The sequence below is a fragment of the Pseudobacillus sp. 179-B 2D1 NHS genome (genome assembly GCF_045370945.1).
Lineage (GTDB): Bacteria > Bacillota > Bacilli > Bacillales > Domibacillaceae > Pseudobacillus.
This window is the reverse complement of the sequence record NZ_JBIQDP010000005.1, coordinates 109357-135119: the sequence shown is the minus strand read 5'-3', so window position 1 is coordinate 135119 and position 25763 is coordinate 109357. Positions and strand designations below refer to the sequence as shown.

Genomic DNA, 25763 nt, shown 5'->3' with positions numbered 1-25763 from the left:
GAAGGAACTGCTTTGTCTGTAAAATAAAAGAGGGTAAAGGTTATTTTGAATGGCCTTTAGGAGAGATATTTATTATCAAATCTTTTGAATAGGGCCGTTTTAGACGTTTATGAGAAGGGTAATTTTGAGAATAGCTATCTGGAAATAGGCCCACACGGTAAAGTGTCTGGTATGATCCAGAATCAAGCTAGGAAGGGGACCAAAAGAATGGAAAATGTAAAAACAGCGATTGTTTATTACAGTTCAACAGGTACAAATTATCAGTTAGCTAAATGGGCGGAAGAAGGAGCCAAAGCGTCAGGTGCTGACGTAAAAGTATTGAAAGTGCCGGAAATCGCTCCACCAGAGGCGATTGAATCAAATGCAGCCTGGAAAGCTCACCATGAAAAAACAAAGGACGTTCCTAAAGTGACAGTGGACGATCTTATATGGGCAGATGCCATTATCTTTAGCGTTCCGACCCGGTTCGGAAATGTACCCGGTCAAATGAAGCAATTTTTGGACACAACCGGTGGAGCATGGGCTAAAGGAAAATTAGCGAACAAAGTAGTCAGTGCAATGACATCTGCTCAAAATCCACATGGCGGACAAGAACAAACAATCCTGCAATTATACACCTCTATGTATCATTGGGGAGCGATCATCGCAGCGCCTGGCTACACTGGAGAAGCAGTATTTGCTGCAGGTGGAAATCCTTATGGTACATCAGTCTCCGTGGATCAGGAAGGGAAAATGAAAGAAGATGTTGAGGAAGCTGTAAAGCATCAAGCAAAGCGGACTGTTATGGTAGCCAAGGCAATAAAAAATGGCCTGTAATCACAGATAAAAATAGGAAAAAGGTTTCCGGAAAATATTCTTTCGGAAACCTTTTTCCTTTTAGATAAACCAGCTTAGAGGCTAATCAAATGATCGAGCAGCCATTTTCGCCGATTAATCGTTGCTAAACATTTTAAATAATCCACCGATTCCACTTTCATCTTTGCCGCCAGTACCTGCCGGCATCGCAGCGAAGACACGGCTGGCTAGACGGCTGAATGGAAGCGACTGAATCCAGACTGTTCCTGGGCCGCGGAGTGTAGCAAAGAATAGCCCTTCGCCACCGAATAGAGCGGTTTTCACACCGCGTACTGTTTCAATATTGTAAGTAACGTCACTTGTCATGGCTACTAGACAGCCAGTATCAATCTTCAATACTTCACCTGGGGCTAATGTTTTTTGATGAATTGTCCCGCCAGCATGAACAAACGCCATGCCGTCACCCTCAAGTTTTTGCATAATGAAACCTTCGCCACCGAAGAAGCCCACGCCCAATTTGCGCTGCAATTCAATACCGACAGATACGCCCTTTGCCGCTGCCAGAAAAGCGTCTTTTTGGCAAATAACTTTCCCATTTAGCGCACTCAGGTCCATTGGAATAATTTTGCCCGGATAGGGAGAAGCAAAGGAAACATGTTTTTTTCCTTGTCCCTCATTTGTAAACATCGTCATGAACAAGCTCTCTCCGGTTAACACCCGTTTACCGGCGCCAAGCAGCTTGCCCATTAATCCACTGCCTTGATTAGATGAACCGTCACCAAAGACCGTTTCCATTTCGATTCCATCTTCCATCATCATTAAGCTGCCTGCTTCTGCGATAACTGTCTCGCGCGGGTCAAGCTCGACTTCGACAAACTGCATATCATCGCCATAAATCTTATAATCAATTTCGTGGTTATTCATTAAAAATTCCTCCTTCTCACAAAAGGTAGTACGAATATTTATAAAAGAAGGTTTCGTTATTTTTCAACTATTTTGCAAAAAAAGGTGAAATGATGAGAGATTTTTCTTAATCGGTGAGGTCTTTTTTCTGTGCATTCGTCCATTCGACTTTATAGAGTAAAGCGCGATTTCTGTTTCTTTCAGCCCTCGAGGCAGCTCCCCGTGGTCACTGTGGAGAGAGCCCATGCTGTTTTTAGTTGTACCAGACCAGCCGGCTAGATAAACGGGCTTGTCTTTCTTTAAAGTGATTTTTTCATGAATCAAACTGTTGAATGACCAGGCCGTCATCTTGTGTTCAAATACTGTTGCAGCCAAGCCATCTGGTAATCCTTCAAGCAGTTTGACGAAACCCTTTTCACTGTCTAAGTCACTTGTGCCAAAAGAGATGATTTTATCCCGGAATGCGTGTTTTATTTCGCCGAACGAGACGAGCATATTTTGTTCAAATTTTCCGTCCTTATACAAAACAACTGTATATTGGATGTCGTCTCCTTTTTTCAATGTGCCATTTAAGTTAAAAAATTCAATGTGATCCGCTCCTGTTTTGCTGATTAGCTCTTTTTCTCTTTCGGTTAGGTTATAAGGCTCAATGGTAAGTCTCGTGCTTGAGGGCGTTTGTTTTTTCTCCGCTTCTGTACACCCAGCAATCAATAAGAGAAAGCTGATATACATTCCCCATTTTAATAACTGTTTCATCTCATTCTCCTTTCAGGAAAAAAATGTATTTTTATGATCTTTTGTTACATTATATCTCGAATGAGACTTACGGAAGAAAAAGAATTTCAACAAAAAATGGTTGGAATATCCAAATAGTACTTTTTTCGCGTATTTTTGTAAAAAATTAATTAAATATCTTAACTATTATTGGACTAAGCCGATTAAATCAAGGGGACATCTTATGAGAAAGGGAGAGAAGCGGATGAAAAAAACAAAAAGCATTGCTTGGAAATTATCCGGATTAATTATTGGGCTATTTTTACTACTTTTTGTAGTGTATTCTATTGTAACGAATACCATGTTACACAACAAAAGCGTAAAAGATTCCGAAGAGTATGCGAATGAACATGCGAAACTGTACGCAGCTGGTCTGAGCCAGCGCTTTGAACACACGAGCAAAACCTTAATGACTGCAAAGCATATGTTTGAAGCTTTAAATGATGAAAAAAAGATGACAGCTCAATCTGCTTTGCAAATGGTCAAGAAGAATCTTACTGAAAATCCTAGTATTTTTGGGATGGGACTCATACTCGAGAGCAATGCAGTTCCTATTGAAAATACGGTGAATAAAACGTTTATTGATCAGCAGCATCGTTTCATCCCTTATTTATATAAAGAAGGAGATACTATTCATACCGAGGCGATTAATGGTTACGAAACAGAAGGGGATGGAGACTGGTATCAAATCCCTAAGAAAGAGGGACGGCCAGTTTTAACGGAACCATACGATTACCAGGCTGGAAGCCAGACCATTCCAATGGCAACCATCTCTGTGCCTTTATTTTCAAAAGAAAATAAATTTATTGGAGTCATGACAGCTGACTTTTCTATTGAGTTCTTGAATGACGTAGTGAAAAGCATGAAACCGGACGGCGGTTATGCAAGTATCGTCACTGATCAAGGTTTTGTAGTAGCGAACAGTATCAACGAAAAATTAATTGGAACAAACATGGAAGAAGAATTAGATTGGAAGAAGGTTCGGTCTGATTTGGGAGAGAGAAAGGTCTCGACTTTATATGTCGATTCAAAGCAACTGAAGGAAAAAGCATTTAATACGTTTGCTCCTGTATCAGTTGAAGGAATAGATGAGATTTGGTCTGTTCAGACGGTTGTGCCCAAGTCTAGTATTTTACGTACGTTTAATGCCATTTTACTGTTAACAATTATAGCGGCAGTATTAATGATTATTTTAATGGCTGCTGCTTCCTCTCTGTTTATTCACAGACAGTTGAAGCCTTTAACTTACTTGAGGAAGTCGATTGAAACAGCCGCATCCGGTGATTTAACACAAAAAGTAGACCCATCACACATTCGTCAGGATGAGATTGGGCTGGTGGCCTCTGCCTTTAATGATATGCTCGATAAAACAAATGAAGCGATCTATGTTGTTAAGGGCTCCTCTGTAGAATTGAATGATTCTACTTCCCAAGTACATCAGGCATTTGAAGAGGTTTCGGCTGCAAGTGAAGAAGTGGCGGTTGCCATAGATGAAATTGCCCAGGGTGCCTCACAGCAGTCAATAGACACAGAGGATGCTAACCAACGGATGGCTGACTTGTCTGCACAAATCGATGCATTGGCAACTCTTTCCGATAAAATCAATCAGCTGTCAGCACAGTCGGGACAGTCAACTGAACAAGGAATGAAACAAGTCAAATTGCTGCGGGAGCACAACGAAGATACAGATAGAATGAATGAAAAAGTGCAAGAGCAAATTCAGGCATTATCCAAAAAGATTGCGAACATTGATATTGTCATTGCTTCGATCCACGGCATTACAGCCCAGACGAATTTGCTTGCTTTAAATGCCAGCATTGAAGCGGCCCGTGCCGGTGAACATGGAAAAGGCTTTGCCGTTGTCGCGGAGGAAGTAAGGAAGTTAGCGGAGCAATCACGCGAAGAGACCGACGTTATTCAAAAAACTGTCCATGAAATATTAGAAGAATCCAAGCAAACGGTTGCTGTTATTGCCAAAAACATTGAATTGATGGAAGTGAAGAATCAATCTGTCTCCAATACAGAATCTTCATTTAAGGAAAATGCTGAGCTAGCCAACCAACTTGGTGAATCAATTGTTCAACTATCTGCGAAGTTAAGGGAAATGATGGAATTTAAAGAGCAGGCCATTGAATCGATTCAGAGTGTATCGGCCATTTCAGAGGAAACAGCCGCCTCTGCTGAACAGGTCAGCGCTTCAGCTACTGAACAGCAGAGAGAAATGACCAAAGTCGCCTTATCAACCGAGCGGATGAACAATATTGCTGGAGAATTGAAGGAAGTTGTCAGTCGTTTCAAAGTGTAATCATTGTTAGATAGTCCGAAGAATAAAACCCCTGGAGATTAACATAATAATGTATAATCTCCAGGGGTTTTTGTTTTGTTCACTCTGCCTCTGCTGAGAATCTAATGGGGAATAACTGTTATGCCGTAACAAAGGACATTTTATAATTTAATGGATAAATAACGGGGGATTCGGGGTAAATCAATAAAAAATAAGGAGGCGAAATATGGGGTTTGTTCAATTGCTGAAAAAGGGAAATACGTCGTCAGGCATTGCGGCTATCGGAAATACAGTACTTGCTATTTTAAAAGGAGTGGCCGCTGCCTTTAGTGGAAGCGGCACGATGTTTGCATCTGCCATGCATTCGCTGGCGGATGCCGTTAATCAGGGGTTTGTTTACTTTGGCAGCGCCTTAGCAGAAATGAAGCCATCCAAAAGATTTCCAGTTGGCTTTGGTAGGCTTATTAATATCTTTTGTATGGTCGCCGTCATTGTCGTAACGATTATGGCTTATGAAACGATCATGAAGGGCTGGAAGCTGTTAAAGCATCCAGCGGAATCATCTGATTTTCTGTTGAATTTTTTTGTGCTCGTTGCAGCGATTGCCGTCGATGGATTTATTTTATTTAAAGCGATGAAAGAAATTGCTGAAGAAGCACGTGTAGAGAAAAAAGGAAATATTCTTGTCACCGCTTTTAAAAACGTCGGCAAAGCGTCTCCTGCTACACGGCTAGTGTTTTATGAGGATTTAGTAGCAACCTCTGGAGCGTTTCTTGCTTTAATCGGTATTGTAGCGGCACAATTTTTTGGCTTGCTCGCCGCAGATGGTGCCATTACGATATTGATTGGTTTATTGATGGTCTTCGTTGCTTTTCGTGTTGGCTATGATAACATGGTCGGCCTAATCGGTGTCGCTGCCCCGAAGGAAGTCGAAAATAAAATGGCGGATATGCTGCTGGCTGATCCTGACGTAGTCGATATTTACAAAATGCGCATTATTCAGGAAGGCCGAGTTTATCACATTGATGGCATTGTCGAACTGAGAAAAGGTCTCTCGCTTGCACAAGCAGACGATATTAAGTTCCGAGTCATGGACCGGCTGCTCCGGGAACCAGAAGTTGCAGACGTTACACTTGGCATTATTGAAGATGATGATAAAAAAGGTTGGAAGGGAATGCCCGAGCCGACATGATCTCTTCCAAAAAATGATTGACCATTCGACCGTTTGTTGCTAGAGTTAAAAGCATAATTACTTAAATAATCCATGCTTTCTAGGGTTCCGCGGATGCGTCCGGTCTGGTCCGAGAGAAGGCACACAGAGTCTTTCTGTGACACGGAGGGATAAAAGCCCGGGAGATTGCCACGATATAATTGTGGAATCTTTCGGGTTTTTCTGTTTTTGAAAGGGAGGAGAACGAATGAATAAGGAATGGATAAAAGTATTCATTGCTGCTTTTTTTGAGGTATTCTGGGTGGTTGGCTTAAAGCACGCCGACAATATGTGGGAATGGGCAGGAACGGCGGTGGCTATTCTCGTCAGCTTTTATTTATTAATCGCGGCGGGAAATAAATTGCCGGTTGGCACGGTGTATGCTGTGTTTGTTGGTATGGGAACGGCAGGAACTGTTCTATCAGAAATCATCTTTTTCGGGGAGCCGGTCAAAGTGGCAAAACTGGTATTGGTTGTTGTGCTGCTTGTCGGGGTAATCGGCTTGAAGCTTGTTACAGATGAAGCGGAAGGAGAGCGAGCCTCATGAGCTGGTTGTATCTCGTACTTGCGGGTATCTTTGAGATGACGGGTGTAGCGATGATCAATAGCCTCCACAAACATAAAAACTGGCAATCGTTCGTTCTTATGCTAGTCGGCTTCTCCGCAAGCTTCCTCTTTCTCGCTTTAGCTATGAAAACATTGCCAATGGGGACAGCCTATGCTGTTTGGACAGGTATTGGCGCTTCCGGCGGTGCAATTTTAGGGATGCTGCTGTATGGCGAATCGAAAGATTGGAGAAGAATTGTTTTCATCGTGATGGTACTTGGAGCTGCTGTCGGTTTAAAGTTAGTATCCTGACCTTAAGGCCACTCTTTTATTGAGTGGCCTGTATTTTTCTCTTTATAATCAGTAACAGAAAAAGCGGTAGACCCGAGCGTTAAAATTGATTGATTTTCTGTGTTTTGGAACAATAAACCCAAAGGGAAGGGAGATGCGTGAATGAAAGTACTAGTTATAGGAGCGAATGGCCAAATTGGCAGGCAGGTTGTCGAGCTTCTTCAAGAAAGAGAAGAACATACTGCACGAGCATTGGTAAGAAGTGAGGAGCAGGCTGAGTCTTTTGAAAAGACTGGGGTAGAAGCGGCGGTGGCGAATCTTGAGGGAAGTGTGGAAGAAATCACAGAGGCAGCAAAAGGTTGTGAAGCAGTTATTTTCACTGCTGGTTCAGGTGGACAAACCGGCTGGGATAAGACGCTTTTGATTGACCTCGATGGAGCGGTGAAGACGATTGAGGCTGCCCAGGCGGCCGGCATTAGCCGTTTTATTATGGTAAGCGCCCTTCAAGCTCACCGCCGAGAGAATTGGAACGAAGCGATCAAACCATACTATGTAGCAAAACATTACGCAGATAAAGTACTGCAATCAAGCGGCCTGACGTACACAATTATTCGTCCGGGCGGGTTGCTGAATGAAAAGGGGACGGGGAAAGTAGCAGCCGCGGAGAACTTGGAACGCGCCTCGATCCCACGCGAGGATGTAGCTAGAACAGTAGTCGCTTCACTTAGCGAAGGCCATACGTTTAATCGTTCTTTCGATCTTGTTTCAGGAGATGTGCCTATTTCGGAAGCGCTAAAACTTATATAAATTCTATGTATTTTATTACGGGGGCAAAGCTGCCAGTGCAGTTTTGCCTTCTTTTTATTCCACCTATGAAGGCTATTCAGATGGTTACCATCAATGCGGCCACCTATTTACGCCTTGATGAGTGCATTGGCGGGATCGCTCCCGGAAGAAAAGCGGATATTCTTCTTCTCCCGGATCTGGTTGATTTCCGTCCGGATGTAGTCATTGCCCGTGGGGAAGTAGTAGCTGAACACGGAGAATTACAAGTGGAGATGCCAGAAATCGATTGGAATGAGTATGTAGTCAGAGAACCATTCGCCTTCTCCAAAGAAAGACTGGAGAACACAAATTTATACAGGTACCCGCATATGTTTCCGAGTGAGCCTGTGCCCGTTGTGTATTTCCGCAGCAACGTGATTACACAGAGAAAAGATACAGAATTGCCTTCTGTCAGCGGCTATGCAGACTTATCTATTCATGATGGACTTGTGCAAGCTGTGTTAATGGATAGAGACGGCGAGTGGGTATCCAAAGCAGTTCTTGAGCGATTTGCGGTCGATTTGGATGGTTTGGCGTCCACTTACAATACAACAACTGAGCTGCTTGTCATTGGAAGAAATCATGAATCAATGGCAAAGGCAGCAGCCAGGGTGCATGAAATAGGAGGTGGAATAGTCATCGTTGATAGCGACGAGGTGGTGTTGGAAATTCCGCTGACATTTACAGGGATGATGACAACGGACTCTTCATTTGATACGGCAGTATGCTATCATAATCAGTTATTGGCGGCCATGCAGGAGCGCGGATTTCCTTTCCACAATATTTTATACACTTTGCTGTTTTTAACATGCGATTTTCTTCCGGGTCTCCGGTTAGTTCCTCATGGGCTGTATGAGGTGAAAACGGACAACATTCTGCTGCCATCTGTTTCTTTCCCTGCTTTCAACTGTGAGATAAGAACATAAAGCCTTTAGGTTATGACAAGAGGAGGGCGATTAAATGGCAAAGTATACAATGGTTGACCAAGATACTTGCATTGCCTATGGGGCATGCGGAGCGTCTGCGCCGGATGTGTTTGATTATAACGAGGAAGGAGTTGCCTATGTAGTTTTAGATGATAACGAAGGCGTAGCGGAAATTCCCGAAGAGCTAGTTGATGACGCAGAAGAGGCGTTTGAAGGCTGTCCTACAGAATCTATCAAGATGGCAGAAAAACCTTTCTATAGCAAGATTCATTCATAAGTCAGTATGAGAAAGATAGGTATTCTCCTCATCTATTCAGATGAGGATTTTTTATTGGAATGATTACCATCATCCTGTTCGTTTCACAGGGGCTTATCGGATGAATTCCAATAGTTACTTTAAATTAATTATTGTCTCCACCCTTAAAGGCATGGTACTATCGAAATAGACAAAATATTTAAAAAATAAAATTGTTTGGACAGCCTAGGAGGAGAACAAATGAAAAAGTGGCTAATGGTAGTACTGATCGGCTTGCTGCTCGTATTGACGGCCTGTAATTCGGGTGATAAGGAAAGCGGCGGCAGCTCTGAAAATGGGGACGAGCCAAAGAAGAAAGAAGCAAAAGTAGGAATTACACAGCTCGTTGAGCATCCGTCTTTAGATGGGGCAAGGGAAGGATTTATCGAAGCTTTAAAAGATGCTGGTTATGAAGAAGGGAAAAATTTAACGCTTGATTATCAGAACGCCCAAGCAGATGTAAACAATAACATGACCATTGCGCAAAAGCTTGTTAATGATGGAAATGACCTCATCTTAGCTATTTCTACACCGAGCGCGCAGGCAGCTTTACAATCAACGAAAGATATTCCTATTCTTTTTACAGCAATTACAGATCCTGTAAGTGCCAAGCTTGTTAAAAGTATGGAAGAACCCGGGGGCAATGTAACAGGCACATCTGATACACACCCGGAGGCCATTAAAAATACAATTGCTTCTATTAAAGACTTTTTCCCTGATGCGAAAAAAGTAGGCGTGATTTATAATTCGGGGGAACCGAATTCCGTTGTTAATGTGGATAAAGCAAAAGAAGCGATGAAAGAAAACGGATTGGAGCCGGTAGAAGTAACAGTTTCCGCCAGTTCAGAAGTAAAACAAGCAGCTGAAACGCTTGTTGGACGAGCGGATGTCCTCTATATCCCAAAAGACAATACGGTCGTTTCTGCCTTAGAATCAGTCATTACAGTAGCAAATGCCAAGAAGATCCCAGCATTTGTCGGAGAAAGTGATTCAGTCAAACGGGGCGGATTTGCTTCTTACGGATTTGAATACCATGATCTTGGCTACTCAACAGGAAAAATGGCTGTTGAAATCCTTGAAGGCAAAAAGCCAAGTGAAATTCCAGTAGGTGTTCCTGAGAACCTGGAGCTAGTTGTTAACAAGAAAACAGCTGATATTCTCGGTGTGAAATTAACAGAGGAACAACAAAAGAAAGCTAAATTAGTAGAATAAAAGATGAGAGTCCCCCTGTAATCGTTCATTAGTTGCAGGGGGATTTTTATCTGACAAAGAAATTTGGCTGTTATAGTTCATTAGAGTAATTTTTAGAGAACTTTTTCTTTTGTTGTACGTATGAGTAAGTAGCCGAAAAAAAGGCAAAGATGATTAAAAATAACATGATTGTATGATAACAGAAAAGAGTTGCTGCATATACTTACAAGAATAGGGAAGAAAATAATCGTTGTTAGATAGCAATAGCGTGAAAGGGTGAAGAGAATATCCTGTGAAAGAATTTCATTGGAAAGATGCCATTCCATTAATTGAAGAAATTGAGGTACAAGCAGGTGAAGGGAATGTACCCGTAAAGGTCAGGAGTGTCCCCGATAAATTGCGATGTATCGGGGAAGGAACTGACGCCGCCGTGTTTGTTCACTCCCTTAATCCGAAATATGCTTTTAAAGTGTATGCTAAGGGAAAAGAGCACAAGAAGGAGAATGAAGTACGTGCCTATGAGAAGCTTGCCGGACTGCCATATTTCCCTGTTTTTTATGGTTCAGGAAGCCGATTTATTGTGATTAGTTTTGAACCAGGAATTCACCTATATGATTGTCTCGTAACAGGAACATATATTTCTCCCGAAGTGATTGGACAAGTTGACCAGGCAATAAGTGAGGCGAGGAAAGCAGGGTTAAACCCACGAGATATTCACTTGAAAAATATTATCTTGCAGGAAAATAGAGTAAAGCTGATCGATGTCTCAGAATACGTCAAACCGGGAAATGATCAACGATGGGAGCATTTAAAAGAAGCCTATAGGCTTTATTATCCTATCATTGCTTCCAGACAAATATCCCCTAAGTTTTTAGAATTTGTGAAGGGGCAATATGAAAAGCAAAAATATAGCAACTTTTCTCTAAGAAGATTTGGCCGGCTGTTCACTGTTTTGCTGGAAAAGGAAAAGAGCTGACAGCTTCAACATTTTAATTTTCTTTTTGAGAAAAATAGAGATGAAATATCAGGAGTGAAAATCATTATCAATTAAAACAGGGAGAAATATTTTAATTGGAAACGATTCATGTGTTTGTTCAAATGAGAACGATTAAAACAATTGAGGGCCATTCCAAGCAAGTGGTAGAACGATTCAGCTGTGAAGACATCGTCGAAAAGCAGCCTGGATTTGTAGATCGCACAGTCATGGTAAAGAAAGTGAGACGTGGCGAAGAGGAAGTCATAGTAATGATTTGTTGGCAGTCTGAAGACGATTGGAAGCAGTGAGAAAAGAGCGATGCTCATATTGCCGGTCACAAGGCCAATCTATGAAAGCCAAAGCCTGACTATATCATAAGCTCAGAAGGCGCATTGTATTATGTAGAAACGGTTATTCAAGCAGCAGAACAAGCTTCCAAATAAAAAATAAAGCCTAGTCCAATACTCGTTATGTGATTGGACAGGCTTTGTTTTTATAGGAAAGTGTCTTAAGAAGAGGATGATACCTTTTCTTTAAAAGTGTTGATTTTTTCTACAGTTTCCTTAATTAAAGGTTTCATTTTTTCAGCATCGGGTTTGTCCTTTTTCGTTTCATCAATCAGCGGATATAAGCTGTCCTCAATGTTTTTGTAATCGTCTGGATAGTTCTCTTCCACTTGTTCTTCAATATCATCCCATTTTTCTTCTACCTTTTTGCCAGTAGTTTGTAGCTGTTCAGCATTTTGTGGCACGGTATCGACGTTGCCCTGCAGCTCTTTTAGAGAAATGGATACTTCTTCAAGACCGCTCGGCAGATCAGCAGGTTTTTCTTCTTCCTTTTCCTTTGCCTCTTCTTCTTCTTCTTTCGTCGTTACCTGCTCTTTAGGCTCATCTGTGTTTGTTGAAGCAGGCTCAGCTGCCTCTTCCTTTTTGGATCCACAACCAGCTGCTATTAATAGCATAATTGTCATAACGGCTAATAAGTAAATGAATTTTCTCATTTCACTCCTCCTTTGCCAATATCATTCCCAGCTGCCATTTTCTTTAAACTCGGAGAAATGCATTCATCAATCATATTGAAATATTTAATAAATCGCCCATTTTTTTTAACATTGAATCAATATAGGCTTTACTATAGTCATATCCGATAAGCGCCACCACTCTTCCAGTCTCATCTGTAATAGGGGCGAAGCTAGTTTTCCATTTTCCATAGCGGTCTTCATATACTGATGTGACAGTCGCTTCTCCATTCATTGCTGAAGTTGCCACTTCCATGATTTCACTTGGACCTTCATAAATTTCACCCGGCTGGATAACGAACCCTTCATCAGCCACAAGCGTAAGCATCCTCTTATCATCTAAAAATTCGAAAATGTATACCCATTGAATGGTTCCCTCTTGCTCTTGAATCATGGTCAATTTTTTTTGCAGCTTTTGATAAGCCGGATTGGAGGGGGATACATTCGTTTTTAATTGAACAATTTCTTCCGGCTGAATAATAGCTGCTGTGACAATAGCAATGGAACGCAGCCGCTTATCCAATTGTTCTTCAAGAATCCTTCTTTTATTGGAGGGAGAAAGGTTGGCATGGTGAATTTTTTCTCGTATTTTTTTGTATTTTCTACTCATTGTCGGCTGGCTGATGTCCAGTACCCTAGCAGCCAGCTTTACTGATTTATATTGATCCATGGCCATTGTAATAAGCTGTTCTTCCACAAAATCTATCGCTTCCTGTAAAGGCATAAGCTGCTCAAAAACAGGAGGTGCCTTAACGATTTCTTTTTTCCAAGGGATAAGATGATGAATGGCAGGGGCATCTACTTCTGTTTTTCTGCTTGTGACAACAATACGTTCGATCATATTTTCAAGCTGCCGGACATTGCCAGGCCATGGGTAGATAGACAGCAGGTCAACGGCATCGGGAAGGATATTAATTTGCTTCCGGTACATCTGATTATACTTTTGAGTGAAATAATAAATAAAATGAGGAATTTCCTCGATTCTCTCTCTTAGTGAAGGGATATGAATGGGAACAACATTCAAACGGTAATAAAGGTCCTCTCGGAATTTGCCGTCCTCTACCATTTGCTCCAGCGACTTGTTTGTAGCTGCAATCACTTGAATATCAATTTTTTTTGGTTGAGATCCCCCGAGCGGAGTGATCTCTCTTTCTTGAAGGGCCCGCAATAATTTCACTTGCAGCCCAAGCGGCATTTCAGCAATTTCGTCGAGAAAGAGAACGCCTTTATCAGCGATTTCGAATTTTCCGCGTGCGCCGCTCTTTTTTGCCCCGCTAAAAGCACCTTCTTCGTATCCAAATAATTCACTTTCTAGTAGGTTTTCAGGGATTGCGCCACAATTAACTGCCACGAATGGTTCATTTTTCCGAGACCCCATTTCATGAATCGCTTTCGCAATCACTTCCTTGCCTACCCCTGATTCACCTAACAATAGAACAGTGGAGGATACCACGGATACCATTTCAGCTGTATGAAGGACATCGATCATCTTCGGGCTGTGAGCGACAAGTGGAGAAGCAAGTTTTGCTGCAGCCATGTTATTTAAATCTGTTTCACTGGCTTCTTTTAGTCGATCCTCATTAAGATCTCTGAGCGCCCATATGAGTAATTCACTTTTATCGGCAGTCGATACCGGAATAATAGTCATCAGTATTTTCTTGCCATTCCAGGATGTCTGCAGGGTAGAAGTCTTTTCTTTCTTTAATAGGTCTTTCATTGAGGGCTCTTCAAGAAATATTCTCTTTTCGAGCTCTAACAGGCTGGAGCCGACCATCTGATGAGGGGAGGCTTCCCACAATCCATTAATGCTGCCGGCCCTTTCTAAAATAATACCGTTTATATCGGTGATAAGAATTTCATTATAAATGGATAGAAGCATGGTTTTTAACGCATGTATCGTTTGGTGAAGCGTGTCTGCTGAAGGGGAGGATACAAACTGGTTACTCTTCATTTCATGCACATCCTTATAAAAATGATAATTGACTAGAGAAATGACATTTCAAAATTGAATTAATATTTCGAAAATGAATCTGACTATTGTTTTTAAATGGCTATTTTACTGCAATTTTCGCTTGGTACAATACTTGCAATTAGTTAAACATCGATCATAAGAAGGAGTGAATTATTTGAACAAGAAAAGTTTTATCCAAGAAAATATGAATTCCCAGAATCCATTTATCAAAAATTTATACACAGATCTTCACAGCCGGATTAATGACTTTGAAGAAGCAAACACTCGAATTGAAAAAATGAAGCTGATGGATGCAGGCGGTTCATTTGTTATTGTTGGCGCGATCGTTCTTTTTTTAATAAGTGTCATTGTTTGAATGCAAGTTTTATTTTTTACTATACAACTAAAATGAAAAACTGTCAGGAGGTAAATTATGAGTAACGAGAAATCAGCTATCTCCAAAGATGTCGCTTTTGGCTTTCTTCCCGCTCAGAAAAATGACCGGGTGTTCGGTCTCTGGGATCTGGTATTGATCCAGGTTGGCATCGGTGTTTCGTGTTTTTGTTTGCTTGTTGGCGGTTATACAGGCATGATCGTCAGCGCAAAAGAAGCCATGGCGACCATTTTATTCGGAAATGCCTTGCCGGTTTTGCTGATTGTACCCATCACTATTCTTTTTGCCCGCTACGGGGTGGATACTTTTATTGGTTTCCGTAGCTCGCTTGGTTATTTGGGGTCCAATATTTTTTATTTTGTTTTTATGGTATTAACAATCGGTTATATGTCAGTCGCTCTTTTCATGGCCGGCCAGGCAGTTGTAGAAATTGCTAGCCTGTTTCATCTTCCTGAGTTTTTTACAACAAGAACAACAGGGGCGCCGCTCTTTGCTATTCTATTGTTTGCTGTTGCGTTTTTCGTTACATTTAAAGGTCCGCTCGTTATCCGTAAATTTAATTTAATTGGTGTGCCAGCCATTTTATTAGTGATGTTCGGATTAATCTCTATTTTACTAGTAGGACAGGGTCTCGATAAAATTTTTGCATTAAATCCTGCTGAACCATATGAAGAGCATTCTCGTTCGTTCGCAACTGCTCTTGAATTAAATATTGGATTGGGTTTTTCCTGGCTTCCTTACCTCGGCCAATACAGCCGGCTGGCAAAAACTGAAAAGGCTGCCTACAAAGCAGGCTTTTTAAGCTACGGTGTTCTCGTAAACGTAGCTGCCATTTTGGGAGCGCTTACGGCGCTGGTTGTAGCTTCTCTTGATCCAACAGATTGGATGTTTGCAATCGGCGGCACATGGATTGGATTAATTGGGCTTGTCCTGCTTACACTCGGTAATTTAACGGCGGTTATTTTTTTAATGTACTCCCAGGCGATCAGCTTCAAAACCGTTCTGCCCAAGAAATCGTGGTCCTTTGCTATGGCAACGGCTATCCCGACTGTTTTGTTGCTGCTCAGTTCCAGCTTCTATGACGCGTTTAATTCTTTCATTACAATTATTTCTTATATTATGGCTGTATTTGGCGGAATCGTGATTTCAGACTTTTTCTTTGTTAAAAAACAGCAAGTATCCATTCGTGACCTGTACGATACAAACGGCAACTATTTTTATTGGCGCGGAGTGAATCCCTCTGCTATTACAAGTTTTATTGCCGGCACGGCTGCCTACTGGCTGCTGTATAACCCGCTTCTTGACGCAGCAAGTGGATGGTTTCACTATATCACAGCTGGCATTCCTGCTTACTTTGCCGCAGGTATCTGTTATTATATTTCGGCTAAATACATCTTTGCTTATGAAGTAGATCGCAAGGCGAGTAAATTTACACCAGCTACTGTAAAAGAGGCTCTTCCATATAAAGACAGTATGTAACAAGCTGATTTCATATATGAATATTTATTTTATAAATGAATGTGAAAAAGGAAAGCAAGGCGTGGAAGTAGCTATTAAACTCTTTTTGTAAGTTGGCATGATTTTTGCTTTCTGAATAATGAGAATAGTTTTGTGAATATTTCTCGCCTTCGTAGCTAAAGTTTTCAACGGCTTCTTATGAGAAAGGGAGGGATGAAGTGTCTATTTTGGTCGTAGGGTTAAATCATGACAATGCGCCGCTGTCTATTAGGGAATCGCTTGCTTTTGAACGGGAGGAAAGAAAGCAGCTTATTCTTAAATTGAAAAATATTTTTGGTATCCACGAATGTGTGATTCTGACGACATGCAATCGAGTGGAAATCTATGCTTTAACAGAAAAAGAATTTCTACAGGTAGGAGAAAACATTCTTAAAAAAAGTCTGTGCGAAAAAGCAGGCGCAGATTCATACCTTATAGCCGGAGCTCTTTATGTTAAACGGGAGCATGAAGCTGTTCGTCATTTGTTTCGCGTGGTTTGTGGCCTTGATTCTATGATCATTGGTGAAACACAAATACTGGGGCAAGTAAAGCAAGCGTTTTTTGAAAGCATGGAAACAGGCGGAACAGGGCCAGTATTTAACCGCTTGTTTAAACAGGCTATAACAATGGCAAAAAAGGCTCATACAGAAACAGCCATTAGTGAGCAGCCTGTATCAGTCGGCTATGCTGCCGTTCAGTTATTGCAGCAGCAATGCGGCAGCCTGGCAGAAAAGAAGGTGGCCGTTCTTGGAGCAGGAGCAATGGGTCAGCTTGCCATTAAGCACTTAATAGCAGCCGGCTGCACGGATTTATTTATCGTAAACCGTACGTTCAAGAAGGCTATCGCAGTGGCGGAACAGTTCTCCGGAACTGCTTGCCAATTTGATCAGCGGTTAGCTGTCATAAAGGAGATAGATATTCTTGTTTGCGCAGCAGAGACAGACCATTTTCTAATAGAGTATGAAGAAATGGCTAACATCATCCGAACAAGAAAGAAACGCCCACTGCATATTGTCGATCTTGGGGTGCCGAGAAACGTTGACCTTTCTGTATCATCTATTGCAAACGTTTACTTGTTTGATGTTGACCATTTAAATGGCATTGTTCAATTCAATGTTCAGCAGCGGAGAGACGTAGCCCGGAAGATCACTGACATGATTGCAAAGGACGTAGCTAGCTTCTATTCCTGGATTCATTTGCTGGAAGTGAATCCAGTGATCAGCGAGCTTAAGAAGAAGTCGGTGCAGATTCAGGAAGAAGCCTTCCGTCAGATTGAAAATAAACTGCCGAGTCTTTCAGAGAGGGAAAAGCGAGTCATCTACAAGTATGCAAAAATGATTGCCAGCCAGATGACTCATCAGCCTGTTATCAAAATGAAAGAAATACTAGCAGAGACAAGCGGCAGCAAAAGGGAAGAATACTTACAGTTATTTACCCGATTATTCACATCAGAGAAATCGGAAGAAGAACCGAGGAATCCTTTCGGAGATGGAGCGTTAAAAGAACTATTCCAAGAAACAGGCAGCTGATAGAAATTTTTTATTAATTATCTTTTTATATTGAAGGAGGACTTCACTATGTTTAAATCTACTAATCTCGATCAATTTCCTTTTCCGTTTACAAGTGGAAACTACCGTTATTCCAATGACTTAAAGAAGCTGGAGAATATAAATTGTGTTGAAATTACGCCGGAGTACAAAATACAAGTCTTGAAGAAACGGGAACTGCTAGAAGAACAGCCGGAAGTGCGCTTTCAATCCTTCCCTCATACGTTAGAAATGCAATGGGAAGTAGCTGAAATGCTGATCGATATGGCCGTTACTAGATACCCGGAATACTTCAAAGTTGAAAAAGATGGCGATAAGTGGACATTCCAAAATCTAATTTTTGGAGAAACCGAAACCTTCATTTTTGGAGATGAAACGAGCATCCCATATGAGCCTCTTGACTTTATCGGCCGTCATTTTCATACAGACTTCGTGTTAATGGTGCATAGGGATGACAACTTTTATTTAGAAGTTGCTCAAGAATCGTACGCCGCTTTATTTTCCCCTCATTGGAACAAGGGAATGTCGTTTGATGAAATTCATGGCCCTGTTCCTTTCGTTTCAAGGACGGGAGTCGATCTTGTAGCAAGAGTAAGAGAATTTTTACTTCGCATTGAACCGGGTACGCCATGGACAAGAATCAACTGGAATTTGATGGCTGACCGCTGGGACGTAAACTATGAAACGATGGACATTTGGGGACCAGAAAGATTAAAGGTAAACGCGGAAAATGCAGGAAAACTTGTCCATCTTCGTGTAGAAGAGCAGAAGTTTTATCGCATGCCGCGCAGCAATGCCATTTTGTTTGTATTAAATACACAGTTTCTTCCATTAGAGGATCTTGCGAAAAGACCAGAATGGCTCGATTTAACGTACAGCGTTCTGCAAGATATTCCAGAGCCGATGGCTGAATACAAAGGAATGGCGCCTTTCCTGGCTCCTTCAGTCGAGTATTTAAAGAACTTAGTGGAAAGCATCAAAGTAAATTAAGAAAGTTTATCTGGAGGATGGTGAAAAAGTATGTATAACAGTCCTGTGTTTTTTGATCGTTCAGAAGCAATTGTTGAAAAGTTTTCTATACAGCCTGAAAGAAGAAAGTATCTCATCGTTTTTGATCAGAAAGCCGATCACGAGCTCAAACATTTTTTGAACTATATTGAGCAGGAAGTAGACTATGAAACGTTTGAAATGGCAGAAGAAAGAGACAGAGAAGAGATTCAGGAAGTGCTGCTTAATCAAAAGATGGGGACACAGCTTTATATTGCGACTGATTGGGATAATGCAGAAGCGGTCTTCACGGCAGCGATAGAAGCGGGATTTACGGAGGAAGAAATTCAGGTAGTCGTTTACGGACCGAAAAGGCGATATGTCTACTGTATGAAATGTTATAGCTTGAGTGAAATTGATGAAGCTCCAGAAGTCCAATGTTCTCATTGTGATGCCCACATGGAAGTGGGACCGTTCTTTTCGAAAGTACGTAAAGGCTATATTGGTTATCCATTTATCCCGAACTAATCAAGATAGATGAAAACTTTATACAACGATAGGAGTGATTCATATGAGAGTAGCAGGGAATATCAAGATGTACGTCGGGAAAATCGAGAAGGTAACAGAGACCGTTAAACGTTTCTACCTGCACCCGGAGGATCAAAAGCCATTGCCTGCATTTACAGGCGGTGCGCATGTTACCACCTTTATAAAAGCAGGGGAGAATGTAATTGAAAGAAATTATTCACTCGTCAGTCATCCGACAGACCGCTCGCATTATTCCATTTCTATTCGCCGCGATGACAATTCGAGAGGAGGATCTGTCTACTGGCATGATCGTGTGAAAGAAGGAGACTGTCTGGAAGTAAGCTTTCCAAAAAATCATTTTCCGCTCAGCTTTCAGGCGAAGCACCACGTTTTTTATGCTGCTGGTATCGGCATTACTCCATTTTTAACGATGATGGCCGATCTTGAAGCGGAAGGAAAAAGCTTTGAATTGCATTATGCCGCCAGAACAAAAGAGCTTTGTGCTTTTTATGATTACTTAAATGAAAAGTATCCGGGAAAATGCACCTTTTATTTTTCCAGGGGAGAGCAGCCTGCAAAAATGTCTCCAGAAACGATGAAAGATCACCGAATTGGTTCACATGTGTATTTCTGCGGACCGGTTTCAATGGTAACAGAATACAGGAAGGCAGCAAAGTCATACGGTTATCCAGAAAAATCCGTTCACTTTGAATTGTTTGCAGCAGCAGCCGATGGACCAAATCATCCATTCGTTGTTGAACTTTCCAACAGCAACAAGCTTCTGGAGATTGAGGCGGATCAATCTCTTTTAGAGGCCCTTTTGAGCGCAGGAGTGGATGCCCCGTATTCTTGTAAAGTTGGCGGATGTGGAAGCTGTGAAGTAGAAGTGGTAAATGGGGAAGTGGATCATCGCGACCTGTTTTATAAAGAGGAAGAAAGAAAAGAGAGAAACACAATCTTAACTTGCTGTTCAAGAGCGAAAGAAGGAAAGCTCGTTCTAAATCTATAAAAGTGATCATGGGAGGAAAATAAAATGACTGTGACAACACAAGTGTTAGAATTGAAAAATTATATTAACGGGGAATGGAGAACAGCAAGTAACCCGGATACGAATGAAGTGTTTAACCCAGCAAATGGAGAGCTGATTGCCAGAGCTCCACGGGCAACGAAAGAAGAAACAGAAGAAGCGATTCAAGTAGCAAAACAAGCATTCGAAAGCGGAGTATGGTCTGATTTGAGTGCACAGGAACGAGCAAAGTTTCTTTTCAAGATCGCGGATAAAATTGAAGAAATGTATGATGAGCTTGTTGAGCTGGAAGTAAGAGATAACGGTAAAACAAAGGGAGAGGCTGGGTTCGATGTTGCCGATGCGGCTACATGTTTCCGCTATTATGCTGGTCTTATTACAACGCCGGACGGTGAAACTTATCATGTACCGGAGCCAGTGCAGGCAATGGTTGTACGTGAGCCGGTGGGAGTGGCTGGTCTGATTGTTCCATGGAATTTCCCATTATTAATGAGTGTTTGGAAAATTGCTCCGGCACTTGCGGCAGGGAATACGATCGTTTTCAAGCCGGCAGAAGTAACACCATGCACAGCCATGAAGCTGTTTGAAATCCTTGAAGAAGTGGGTATTCCTAAAGGCGTCGCTAATATGGTGATGGGCAAAGGATCTATCGTTGGCCAGACGATCGCTGAAAGCAAGGATGTAGATGTCGTTTCTTTTACAGGAAGTACAGAGGTAGGCCGCCGCATCATGCAGGCTGCTTCAGGCAACTTAAAGAAAATCTCGCTTGAGCTCGGCGGAAAATCTCCTAACATTATTTTCGCTGATGCTGATTTTGAAACAGCGGTCGATTATGCGTTGTTTGGAATTTTCTTTGGAGCCGGCCAAGTTTGTTCTGCCGGAAGCCGCATTCTCGTGGAAGAGAGCGTTCACGATCAATTTGTTGAGAGATTTATCAAGCGGGCAAAAAGAATTAAAGTAGGGCCTGGTCTTGAAGAAGGATCAGAAATGGGAGCTATCGTTTCGGAGGAGCAAATGGAAAGCATTTTGAAGTATATTGAGATTGGCAAACAGGAAGGAGCGACGCTAGCTTTAGGCGGAAAGCGCCTGACTGAAAATGGCCTTGATAAAGGTTACTTTATTGAACCTACTGTTTTCACAAATGTCACTTCGAATATGCGCGTTGTCCAAGAGGAAATTTTCGGGCCAGTCGTCGTGATCCAAAAGTTCAAAGATGAGGCCGAAGCGATTCAATTGGCCAATGACTCTGATTTTGGTCTTGCAGGCGGCGTATTTTCACAAGACGGGGCAAAAGCATTACGGGTGATTAAAAAGGTTCGCTCTGGTATTACTTGGATTAACGCTTATCACCCAACCTATGTAGAAGCGCCTTGGGGAGGCTACAAGCAAAGCGGGATTGGCCGCAGTCTCGGAAAGTACGGACTTGAGGATTTCCAGGAAATTAAGCAAATTAATATTAACCTGGCTGTTGAGCCAGTAGGCTGGTTTTCAAATTAATAGAAGATAGTAGAAAGGAGCTGCTTCAGAGGCCGGTCAGTAACCGGTTGTCTGGCAGCTCCTTTTCGAATGTTTACAATTTGAAGTTATATAATGCTGCGATTTCCTGACGGTACTTATCAAATGTCTTGATGCCTTGAAAGTTTGAAAGCATTCCCTGGATCACGGGAATTCGCGGGTTCACTTTAGCTGCTTCTGCTGCCAGTACTTCCAATGACACATCCAAGCCGTTTTTATCATCCATGTTCTCTAATTCTTTCTTCATTGCTTGCAAGATCGTGTGAAGGGTACCGTTGCTTGGCAAAAAGATCGCTTTTGTTTTATTCAGCAAATCAGTGACTGTTTGTTCGGAAAGGAGAGGAAGATCAGTAGAAAGCCCCTCTGCCAAGCTATCCATTCTTCTCATAATGTACTCAGCAATTTCCTGAAAGTTAAAGCTGTCTGCATCCACTAATATGACCTTTATATAAGAGTGGAAAATCCCGTCCAGCATCGTAGATAAGTCCCAAACAAACGGTTCGAGCTTTTCGCCATAAATAGAAAGCAAGCCCTCCCGATAAAACATTTGAGATTCCATATGCATGCGGAAAAGCAGTTCTTTCACGGTATCATTTAAAGGGATCGCCTGTTCACGAGCCTGCATAATGATAAATTCTTTATGCTCGCTTAATGCTCCGATTAATTCTTTTAATTGATATACAAATTTTTCTCGCGGCGACAAGGCTTGATCTTCATATAGAGAGAGCCTTTTTTCAATAATATTAAAGTAATATTGAAGGGTGGAATAGAGCAAATCATCCTTGGATTTAAAATATAAATAAAAAGCTCCTTTTGATATGCCGGCTTCATCAGCAATTTCCTGAATGGACGTTGCGGCGAATCCTTTTGCAGCGAAGAGCTTAATAGCAGTCTCGATAACTAATTTTTCTTTCTCCTTCAACGGGCTCCCTCTTTCACTGTTATTTCAGGCTGTTCTTATGAAAAGCAGACTTTATCTACACTCAATAGTAGTTATAGTTATTATGCTTATTTTCACGGTTTTGTAAAACTTTTTTCAACTTTTATAAAAAAAAAGTAAAAGCAATTGACTTGTGACTGACTGGTCAGTTACATTTAAACAGTCAAATTATATAGTAAAGAAAAGTCCGAAGTCAATAAGAAAAAATAAGGAGAAAAAGCATGCAAAAAATCATTCAGTTTTCCTTGAAAAATAAGTTTGCTGTCTGGCTAATGACCATTATTGTGGCAGTTGCAGGGTTATATGCCGGAATGAACATGAAGCTAGAGACGATACCGGATATTAACACACCGCTCGTTTCTGTTACCACCATCTATCCTGGCGCTACGCCAGAACAGGTAGCTGAAAAAATATCAGAACCTATCGAAAAGAGAGTACAAAATATGGATGGGGTTACAAATGTAAGCTCATCATCTTTCCAAAATGCTTCTTCTATACAGATCGAGTATGATTTCGATAAAGATATGGAAAAAGCACAAGCTGAAGTACAGGAAGAACTGAGTAAGATAGAACTTCCTGAGGGTGTGGATGATCCCGATGTATCCCGTCTGAGTATTAATGCATTTCCAATTATGTCGCTAAGCCTTTCCAACAGTAAGCAGTCATTGGCCGAGCTGACAAAAACAATGGAAGATACAATTTTGCCAGAAATTGAGGGGATCGAGGGAGTATCAGCTGTTCAAGTTTCAGGTAGTCAAGTGTATGAAGTAGACATCAAGTTTGATAATGAAAAGATGAAGAAATACGGACTTGATGAGGAAACTGTTAAAAACCTGATTAAAGGCTCTAGCGTGACTATGCCGCTCGGTCTTTATACGTTTAAAGATGCGGAGAAATCCGTTGTAGTGGATGGAGAAATTGCCAATCTGAAAGATTTAAAAGCAATGAAAATACCAGCAATGCCAGCTGGAGCTGGCGGCGGACAGCCACAAGGTGCAGCTGCAGCCAACCCGGCACCGGGAGCAGCAATCCCAACAGTGGAACTTCAGGACATTGCCGATGTGAAGTTAAATGGCAAAGCAGATTCAATATCTAAGACAAATGGTGAAACATCCATCGGTATGCAAATTGTTAAGGCTGCTGATGCGAATACAGTGGATGTAGTAAATGCAGTAAAAGATAAGTTGGATGACCTGGAGAAAGAAATAGATGGCCTACAGGCGACGCCGATTTTCGACCAAGGAAAACCAATCGAACAATCCGTAGAAACGATGTTAAGCAAAGCCATATTTGGAGCCTTCTTTGCTGTTATTATTATTTTGCTGTTCCTGCGTAATTTCCGTACGACAGTGATCTCAGTCGTTTCGATTCCTTTATCCTTGCTGATTGCCATTTTGTTGTTGAAGCAAATGGATATCACGCTGAATATGATGACACTTGGTGCCATGACCGTAGCGATCGGCCGGGTTATTGATGATTCTATTGTTGTCATTGAGAACATTTTCCGCCGCATGTCTCTGAAAGACGAAAAATTGCGCGGCAAGGAACTCATTGTGGCTGCTACGAAGCAAATGTTCATTCCTATTGCTTCTTCGACGATTGTTACGATTGCTGTTTTCTTGCCACTCGGTCTTGTGAAAGGGCCAGTCGGAGAAATGTTCCTGCCATTTGCTTTAACCATTGTTTTTGCTTTGCTTGCTTCTTTATTGATTGCCATTACGATCGTGCCAATGATGGCCCATTCTTTGTTCAAGAAGGAATTAGAAGGTAGCGCCAATCATAAAGAAGAAAAGCCGGGAAGATTGGCTGCCTTTTATAAAAAGGTGCTTAACTGGTCTCTAAATCATAAGATTATTACATCAGCTGTAGCGGTCCTGCTGTTAATCGGCAGTCTGGCGCTAGTACCGGTCATCGGTGTTAGCTTTCTTCCGTCCGAGGAAGAAAAAATGGTGATAGCAACGTATAAACCAGAACCTGGACAGACGCTTGCGGATGTAGAAAAGATCGCCGGAAAGGCAGAAGGTATGCTGCAAGATCGCGATGGGGTGAAAACGTACCAATTTTCTGTTGGTGGGGAAAACCCGATGAACCCGGGAGATTCTAATTCAGCGATGTTCTTCATTGAATATGATCCCGATACAAAAGGGTTTGATAAAGAAAAAGAAGCGGTTATCGATGATCTTCAAGAATTGACATCTAAAGGGGAATGGGCGAGCCAAGACTTCTCGGGAATGGGCTCAAGCAATGCTATGACTCTCCTTGTCTATGGTGAGGAAGCAAAAGATATTGAGCCAGTTGTTACAAAGCTAGAGAAGGTTCTTCAGGAGAATAAATCGTTAACAAATGTCAAAACAAGCTTATCTGATACGTATGATGAATACACGCTCGCTATGGATCAGGAAAAGCTGAGTCAGCTTGGTCTAACGGCCGCACAAATTGGCATGGAGCTCTCAGGTGCAGGACAGAATCAAGTATTGACTACCATTAAAGAAAATGGAAAAGAAGTCAATGTATATGTTGAATCAGAAAAAGAAGATTATAAAACAATTAATGATTTAACCAAGAAGACTGTTCAGTCACCACTTGGCATGGAAGTGCCGATCAAGGAAATCGCAAAAGTAAAAGAAGGCAGCACTTCTGATACGATTACCCGTCGCAATGGCCGCATTTATGCACAGGTAAGCGGGGAGATCACTTCCAAGGATGTAGCTAAAGTGTCAGCTGATGTCCAAAAAGAAGTGGATAAAATTAAATTGCCTTCCAATGTTGAGATTTCAATGGGCGGAGTAACAGAAGATATCGCTGATTCATTTAAGCAGCTCGGTCTAGCCATGCTTGCCGCTATAGCGATTGTCTATTTAATTCTTGTTATCACATTTGGTGGAGGGCTTGCTCCATTCGCCATCCTATTCTCCTTGCCATTCACAATTATTGGCGGTCTTGTCGGTCTGTTGATCGCTGGCGAAACATTGAGTGTCTCAGCTATGATTGGTGCCTTAATGTTGATTGGCATCGTCGTAACAAATGCGATTGTACTTATTGACCGTGTGATTCACAAAGAGCAGGAAGGCTTATCTACACGAGAAGCGTTATTGGAGGCTGGCGGCACACGGCTGCGTCCAATTCTCATGACAGCCATTGCAACAATTGGTGCTCTCGCTCCGCTTGCGGTTGGACTCGAAGGAAGCGGACTGATTTCTAAAGGACTTGGTGTTACTGTTATCGGCGGATTAACAAGCTCTACGCTGTTAACTCTGCTCATTGTACCGATTGTATATGAAAGCTTGATGAAGATTAAGAATCGGAAAAAGAAGATCTAAACAACAAAAAAGCCCGCAATTGG

Annotated in this window: 22 protein-coding genes, 2 pseudogenes and 1 riboswitch; of the genes and pseudogenes, 19 read left to right on the top strand and 5 right to left on the bottom strand. The window is 41.8% G+C overall.

What is annotated here, in order from left to right; translation table 11 throughout:
• The first annotated feature begins 207 nt into the window (after nucleotides 1-207).
• Nucleotides 208-816 carry an NAD(P)H:quinone oxidoreductase gene (wrbA, locus tag ACH0BF_RS07175; RefSeq protein WP_120035976.1) on the top strand — a complete coding sequence of 203 codons (609 nt, stop codon included), beginning with the start codon at nucleotides 208-210 and terminating at the stop codon, nucleotides 814-816.
• Between the two features lie 114 nt (nucleotides 817-930).
• On the opposite strand, the gene ACH0BF_RS07170 is transcribed toward wrbA, so the two are convergent.
• Both ACH0BF_RS07170 and ACH0BF_RS07165 read right to left on the bottom strand, forming a co-directional pair.
• Entirely contained in the window at nucleotides 931-1719 is a 789-nt protein-coding gene (locus ACH0BF_RS07170) for a TIGR00266 family protein (protein ID WP_120035977.1), read from the bottom strand.
• Nucleotides 1720-1782: 63 nt separating this feature from the next.
• A complete protein-coding gene (locus tag ACH0BF_RS07165) occupies nucleotides 1783-2454 on the bottom strand; it encodes a hypothetical protein (RefSeq protein WP_406909165.1) in 672 nt (223 codons plus the stop codon).
• Between the two features lie 223 nt (nucleotides 2455-2677).
• Here ACH0BF_RS07165 and ACH0BF_RS07160 point away from each other — a divergent pair, with 223 nt between their 5' ends.
• The 10 genes and pseudogenes from ACH0BF_RS07160 (at nucleotide 2678) to ACH0BF_RS07115 (ending at nucleotide 11459) form a co-directional block, all read left to right on the top strand.
• A complete protein-coding gene (locus tag ACH0BF_RS07160) occupies nucleotides 2678-4777 on the top strand; it encodes a methyl-accepting chemotaxis protein (RefSeq protein ID WP_340851447.1) in 2100 nt (699 codons plus the stop codon).
• Nucleotides 4778-4982: 205 nt separating this feature from the next.
• Entirely contained in the window at nucleotides 4983-5948 is a 966-nt protein-coding gene (locus ACH0BF_RS07155) for a cation diffusion facilitator family transporter (protein WP_120035980.1), read from the top strand.
• 68 nt (nucleotides 5949-6016) lie between these two features.
• A riboswitch (guanidine-I (ykkC/yxkD leader) is annotated at nucleotides 6017-6114 on the top strand.
• 60 nt (nucleotides 6115-6174) lie between these two features.
• A complete protein-coding gene (locus tag ACH0BF_RS07150; protein ID WP_120035981.1) occupies nucleotides 6175-6513 on the top strand; it encodes a DMT family transporter in 339 nt (112 codons plus the stop codon).
• Nucleotides 6510-6824, top strand: a complete 315-nt coding sequence (locus tag ACH0BF_RS07145) for a DMT family transporter (protein ID WP_120035982.1) — start codon at nucleotides 6510-6512, stop codon at nucleotides 6822-6824. The genes ACH0BF_RS07150 and ACH0BF_RS07145 overlap by 4 nt, the downstream gene beginning before the upstream one ends.
• Before the next feature lie 141 nt (nucleotides 6825-6965).
• The gene (locus ACH0BF_RS07140) at nucleotides 6966-7610 is read left to right on the top strand and encodes an SDR family oxidoreductase (protein WP_406909160.1); all 645 of its coding nucleotides are present in this window, start codon (nucleotides 6966-6968) and stop codon (nucleotides 7608-7610) included.
• A 50-nt stretch (nucleotides 7611-7660) separates the two neighbouring features.
• Nucleotides 7661-8554: pseudogene (locus ACH0BF_RS07135) on the top strand (adenine deaminase C-terminal domain-containing protein); the annotation flags it as partial.
• Between the two features lie 34 nt (nucleotides 8555-8588).
• Nucleotides 8589-8831, top strand: a complete 243-nt coding sequence (locus ACH0BF_RS07130) for a ferredoxin (protein WP_406909157.1) — start codon at nucleotides 8589-8591, stop codon at nucleotides 8829-8831.
• 219 nt (nucleotides 8832-9050) lie between these two features.
• Nucleotides 9051-10061 carry an ABC transporter substrate-binding protein gene (locus ACH0BF_RS07125; protein WP_406909155.1) on the top strand — a complete coding sequence of 337 codons (1011 nt, stop codon included), beginning with the start codon at nucleotides 9051-9053 and terminating at the stop codon, nucleotides 10059-10061.
• Nucleotides 10062-10332: 271 nt separating this feature from the next.
• Complete coding sequence (locus ACH0BF_RS07120; protein WP_120035987.1) at nucleotides 10333-11016, top strand: serine/threonine-protein kinase; 684 nt, start codon at nucleotides 10333-10335, stop codon at nucleotides 11014-11016.
• 110 nt (nucleotides 11017-11126) lie between these two features.
• Nucleotides 11127-11459 (top strand): annotated as a pseudogene (locus ACH0BF_RS07115) (antibiotic biosynthesis monooxygenase family protein).
• Nucleotides 11460-11524: 65 nt separating this feature from the next.
• Here the strand turns inward: ACH0BF_RS07115 and ACH0BF_RS07110 are convergent.
• Nucleotides 11525-12016, bottom strand: coding sequence for a hypothetical protein (locus tag ACH0BF_RS07110; protein WP_120035988.1), 492 nt, complete (start codon nucleotides 12014-12016; stop codon nucleotides 11525-11527).
• A gap of 70 nt (nucleotides 12017-12086) precedes the next feature.
• Nucleotides 12087-13985, bottom strand: coding sequence for a sigma-54 interaction domain-containing protein (locus ACH0BF_RS07105; protein ID WP_340851439.1), 1899 nt, complete (start codon nucleotides 13983-13985; stop codon nucleotides 12087-12089).
• A 175-nt stretch (nucleotides 13986-14160) separates the two neighbouring features.
• On the opposite strand from ACH0BF_RS07105, the gene ACH0BF_RS07100 reads away from it, so the two are divergent.
• The 7 genes from ACH0BF_RS07100 to ACH0BF_RS07070 all read left to right on the top strand — a co-directional run bounded on the left by ACH0BF_RS07100 (nucleotide 14161) and on the right by ACH0BF_RS07070 (nucleotide 21462).
• Nucleotides 14161-14361 carry a hypothetical protein gene (locus ACH0BF_RS07100; RefSeq protein ID WP_340851436.1) on the top strand — a complete coding sequence of 67 codons (201 nt, stop codon included), beginning with the start codon at nucleotides 14161-14163 and terminating at the stop codon, nucleotides 14359-14361.
• Nucleotides 14362-14418: 57 nt separating this feature from the next.
• Nucleotides 14419-15858 carry a purine-cytosine permease family protein gene (locus ACH0BF_RS07095; protein WP_120035993.1) on the top strand — a complete coding sequence of 480 codons (1440 nt, stop codon included), beginning with the start codon at nucleotides 14419-14421 and terminating at the stop codon, nucleotides 15856-15858.
• Nucleotides 15859-16055: 197 nt separating this feature from the next.
• Nucleotides 16056-17405: a glutamyl-tRNA reductase gene (gene hemA, locus ACH0BF_RS07090; protein ID WP_406909151.1), complete on the top strand. Its 1350-nt coding sequence runs from the start codon at nucleotides 16056-16058 to the stop codon at nucleotides 17403-17405.
• 48 nt (nucleotides 17406-17453) lie between these two features.
• Nucleotides 17454-18413 carry a heme-dependent oxidative N-demethylase family protein gene (locus ACH0BF_RS07085; RefSeq protein ID WP_120035995.1) on the top strand — a complete coding sequence of 320 codons (960 nt, stop codon included), beginning with the start codon at nucleotides 17454-17456 and terminating at the stop codon, nucleotides 18411-18413.
• Between the two features lie 30 nt (nucleotides 18414-18443).
• Nucleotides 18444-18938: a hypothetical protein gene (locus ACH0BF_RS07080; protein ID WP_120035996.1), complete on the top strand. Its 495-nt coding sequence runs from the start codon at nucleotides 18444-18446 to the stop codon at nucleotides 18936-18938.
• Nucleotides 18939-18981: 43 nt separating this feature from the next.
• Nucleotides 18982-19947, top strand: a complete 966-nt coding sequence (locus ACH0BF_RS07075) for a PDR/VanB family oxidoreductase (RefSeq protein WP_259455673.1) — start codon at nucleotides 18982-18984, stop codon at nucleotides 19945-19947.
• A 42-nt stretch (nucleotides 19948-19989) separates the two neighbouring features.
• Nucleotides 19990-21462, top strand: coding sequence for an aldehyde dehydrogenase family protein (locus ACH0BF_RS07070; RefSeq protein ID WP_406909227.1), 1473 nt, complete (start codon nucleotides 19990-19992; stop codon nucleotides 21460-21462).
• Between the two features lie 73 nt (nucleotides 21463-21535).
• On the opposite strand, the gene ACH0BF_RS07065 is transcribed toward ACH0BF_RS07070, so the two are convergent.
• On the bottom strand, nucleotides 21536-22402 hold the full coding sequence (locus ACH0BF_RS07065; RefSeq protein ID WP_120035997.1) for a TetR/AcrR family transcriptional regulator: 867 nt from the start codon (nucleotides 22400-22402) through the stop codon (nucleotides 21536-21538).
• A 239-nt stretch (nucleotides 22403-22641) separates the two neighbouring features.
• Here ACH0BF_RS07065 and ACH0BF_RS07060 point away from each other — a divergent pair, with 239 nt between their 5' ends.
• Nucleotides 22642-25740 carry an efflux RND transporter permease subunit gene (locus tag ACH0BF_RS07060; protein ID WP_406909149.1) on the top strand — a complete coding sequence of 1033 codons (3099 nt, stop codon included), beginning with the start codon at nucleotides 22642-22644 and terminating at the stop codon, nucleotides 25738-25740.
• Nucleotides 25741-25763 lie beyond the last annotated feature (23 nt).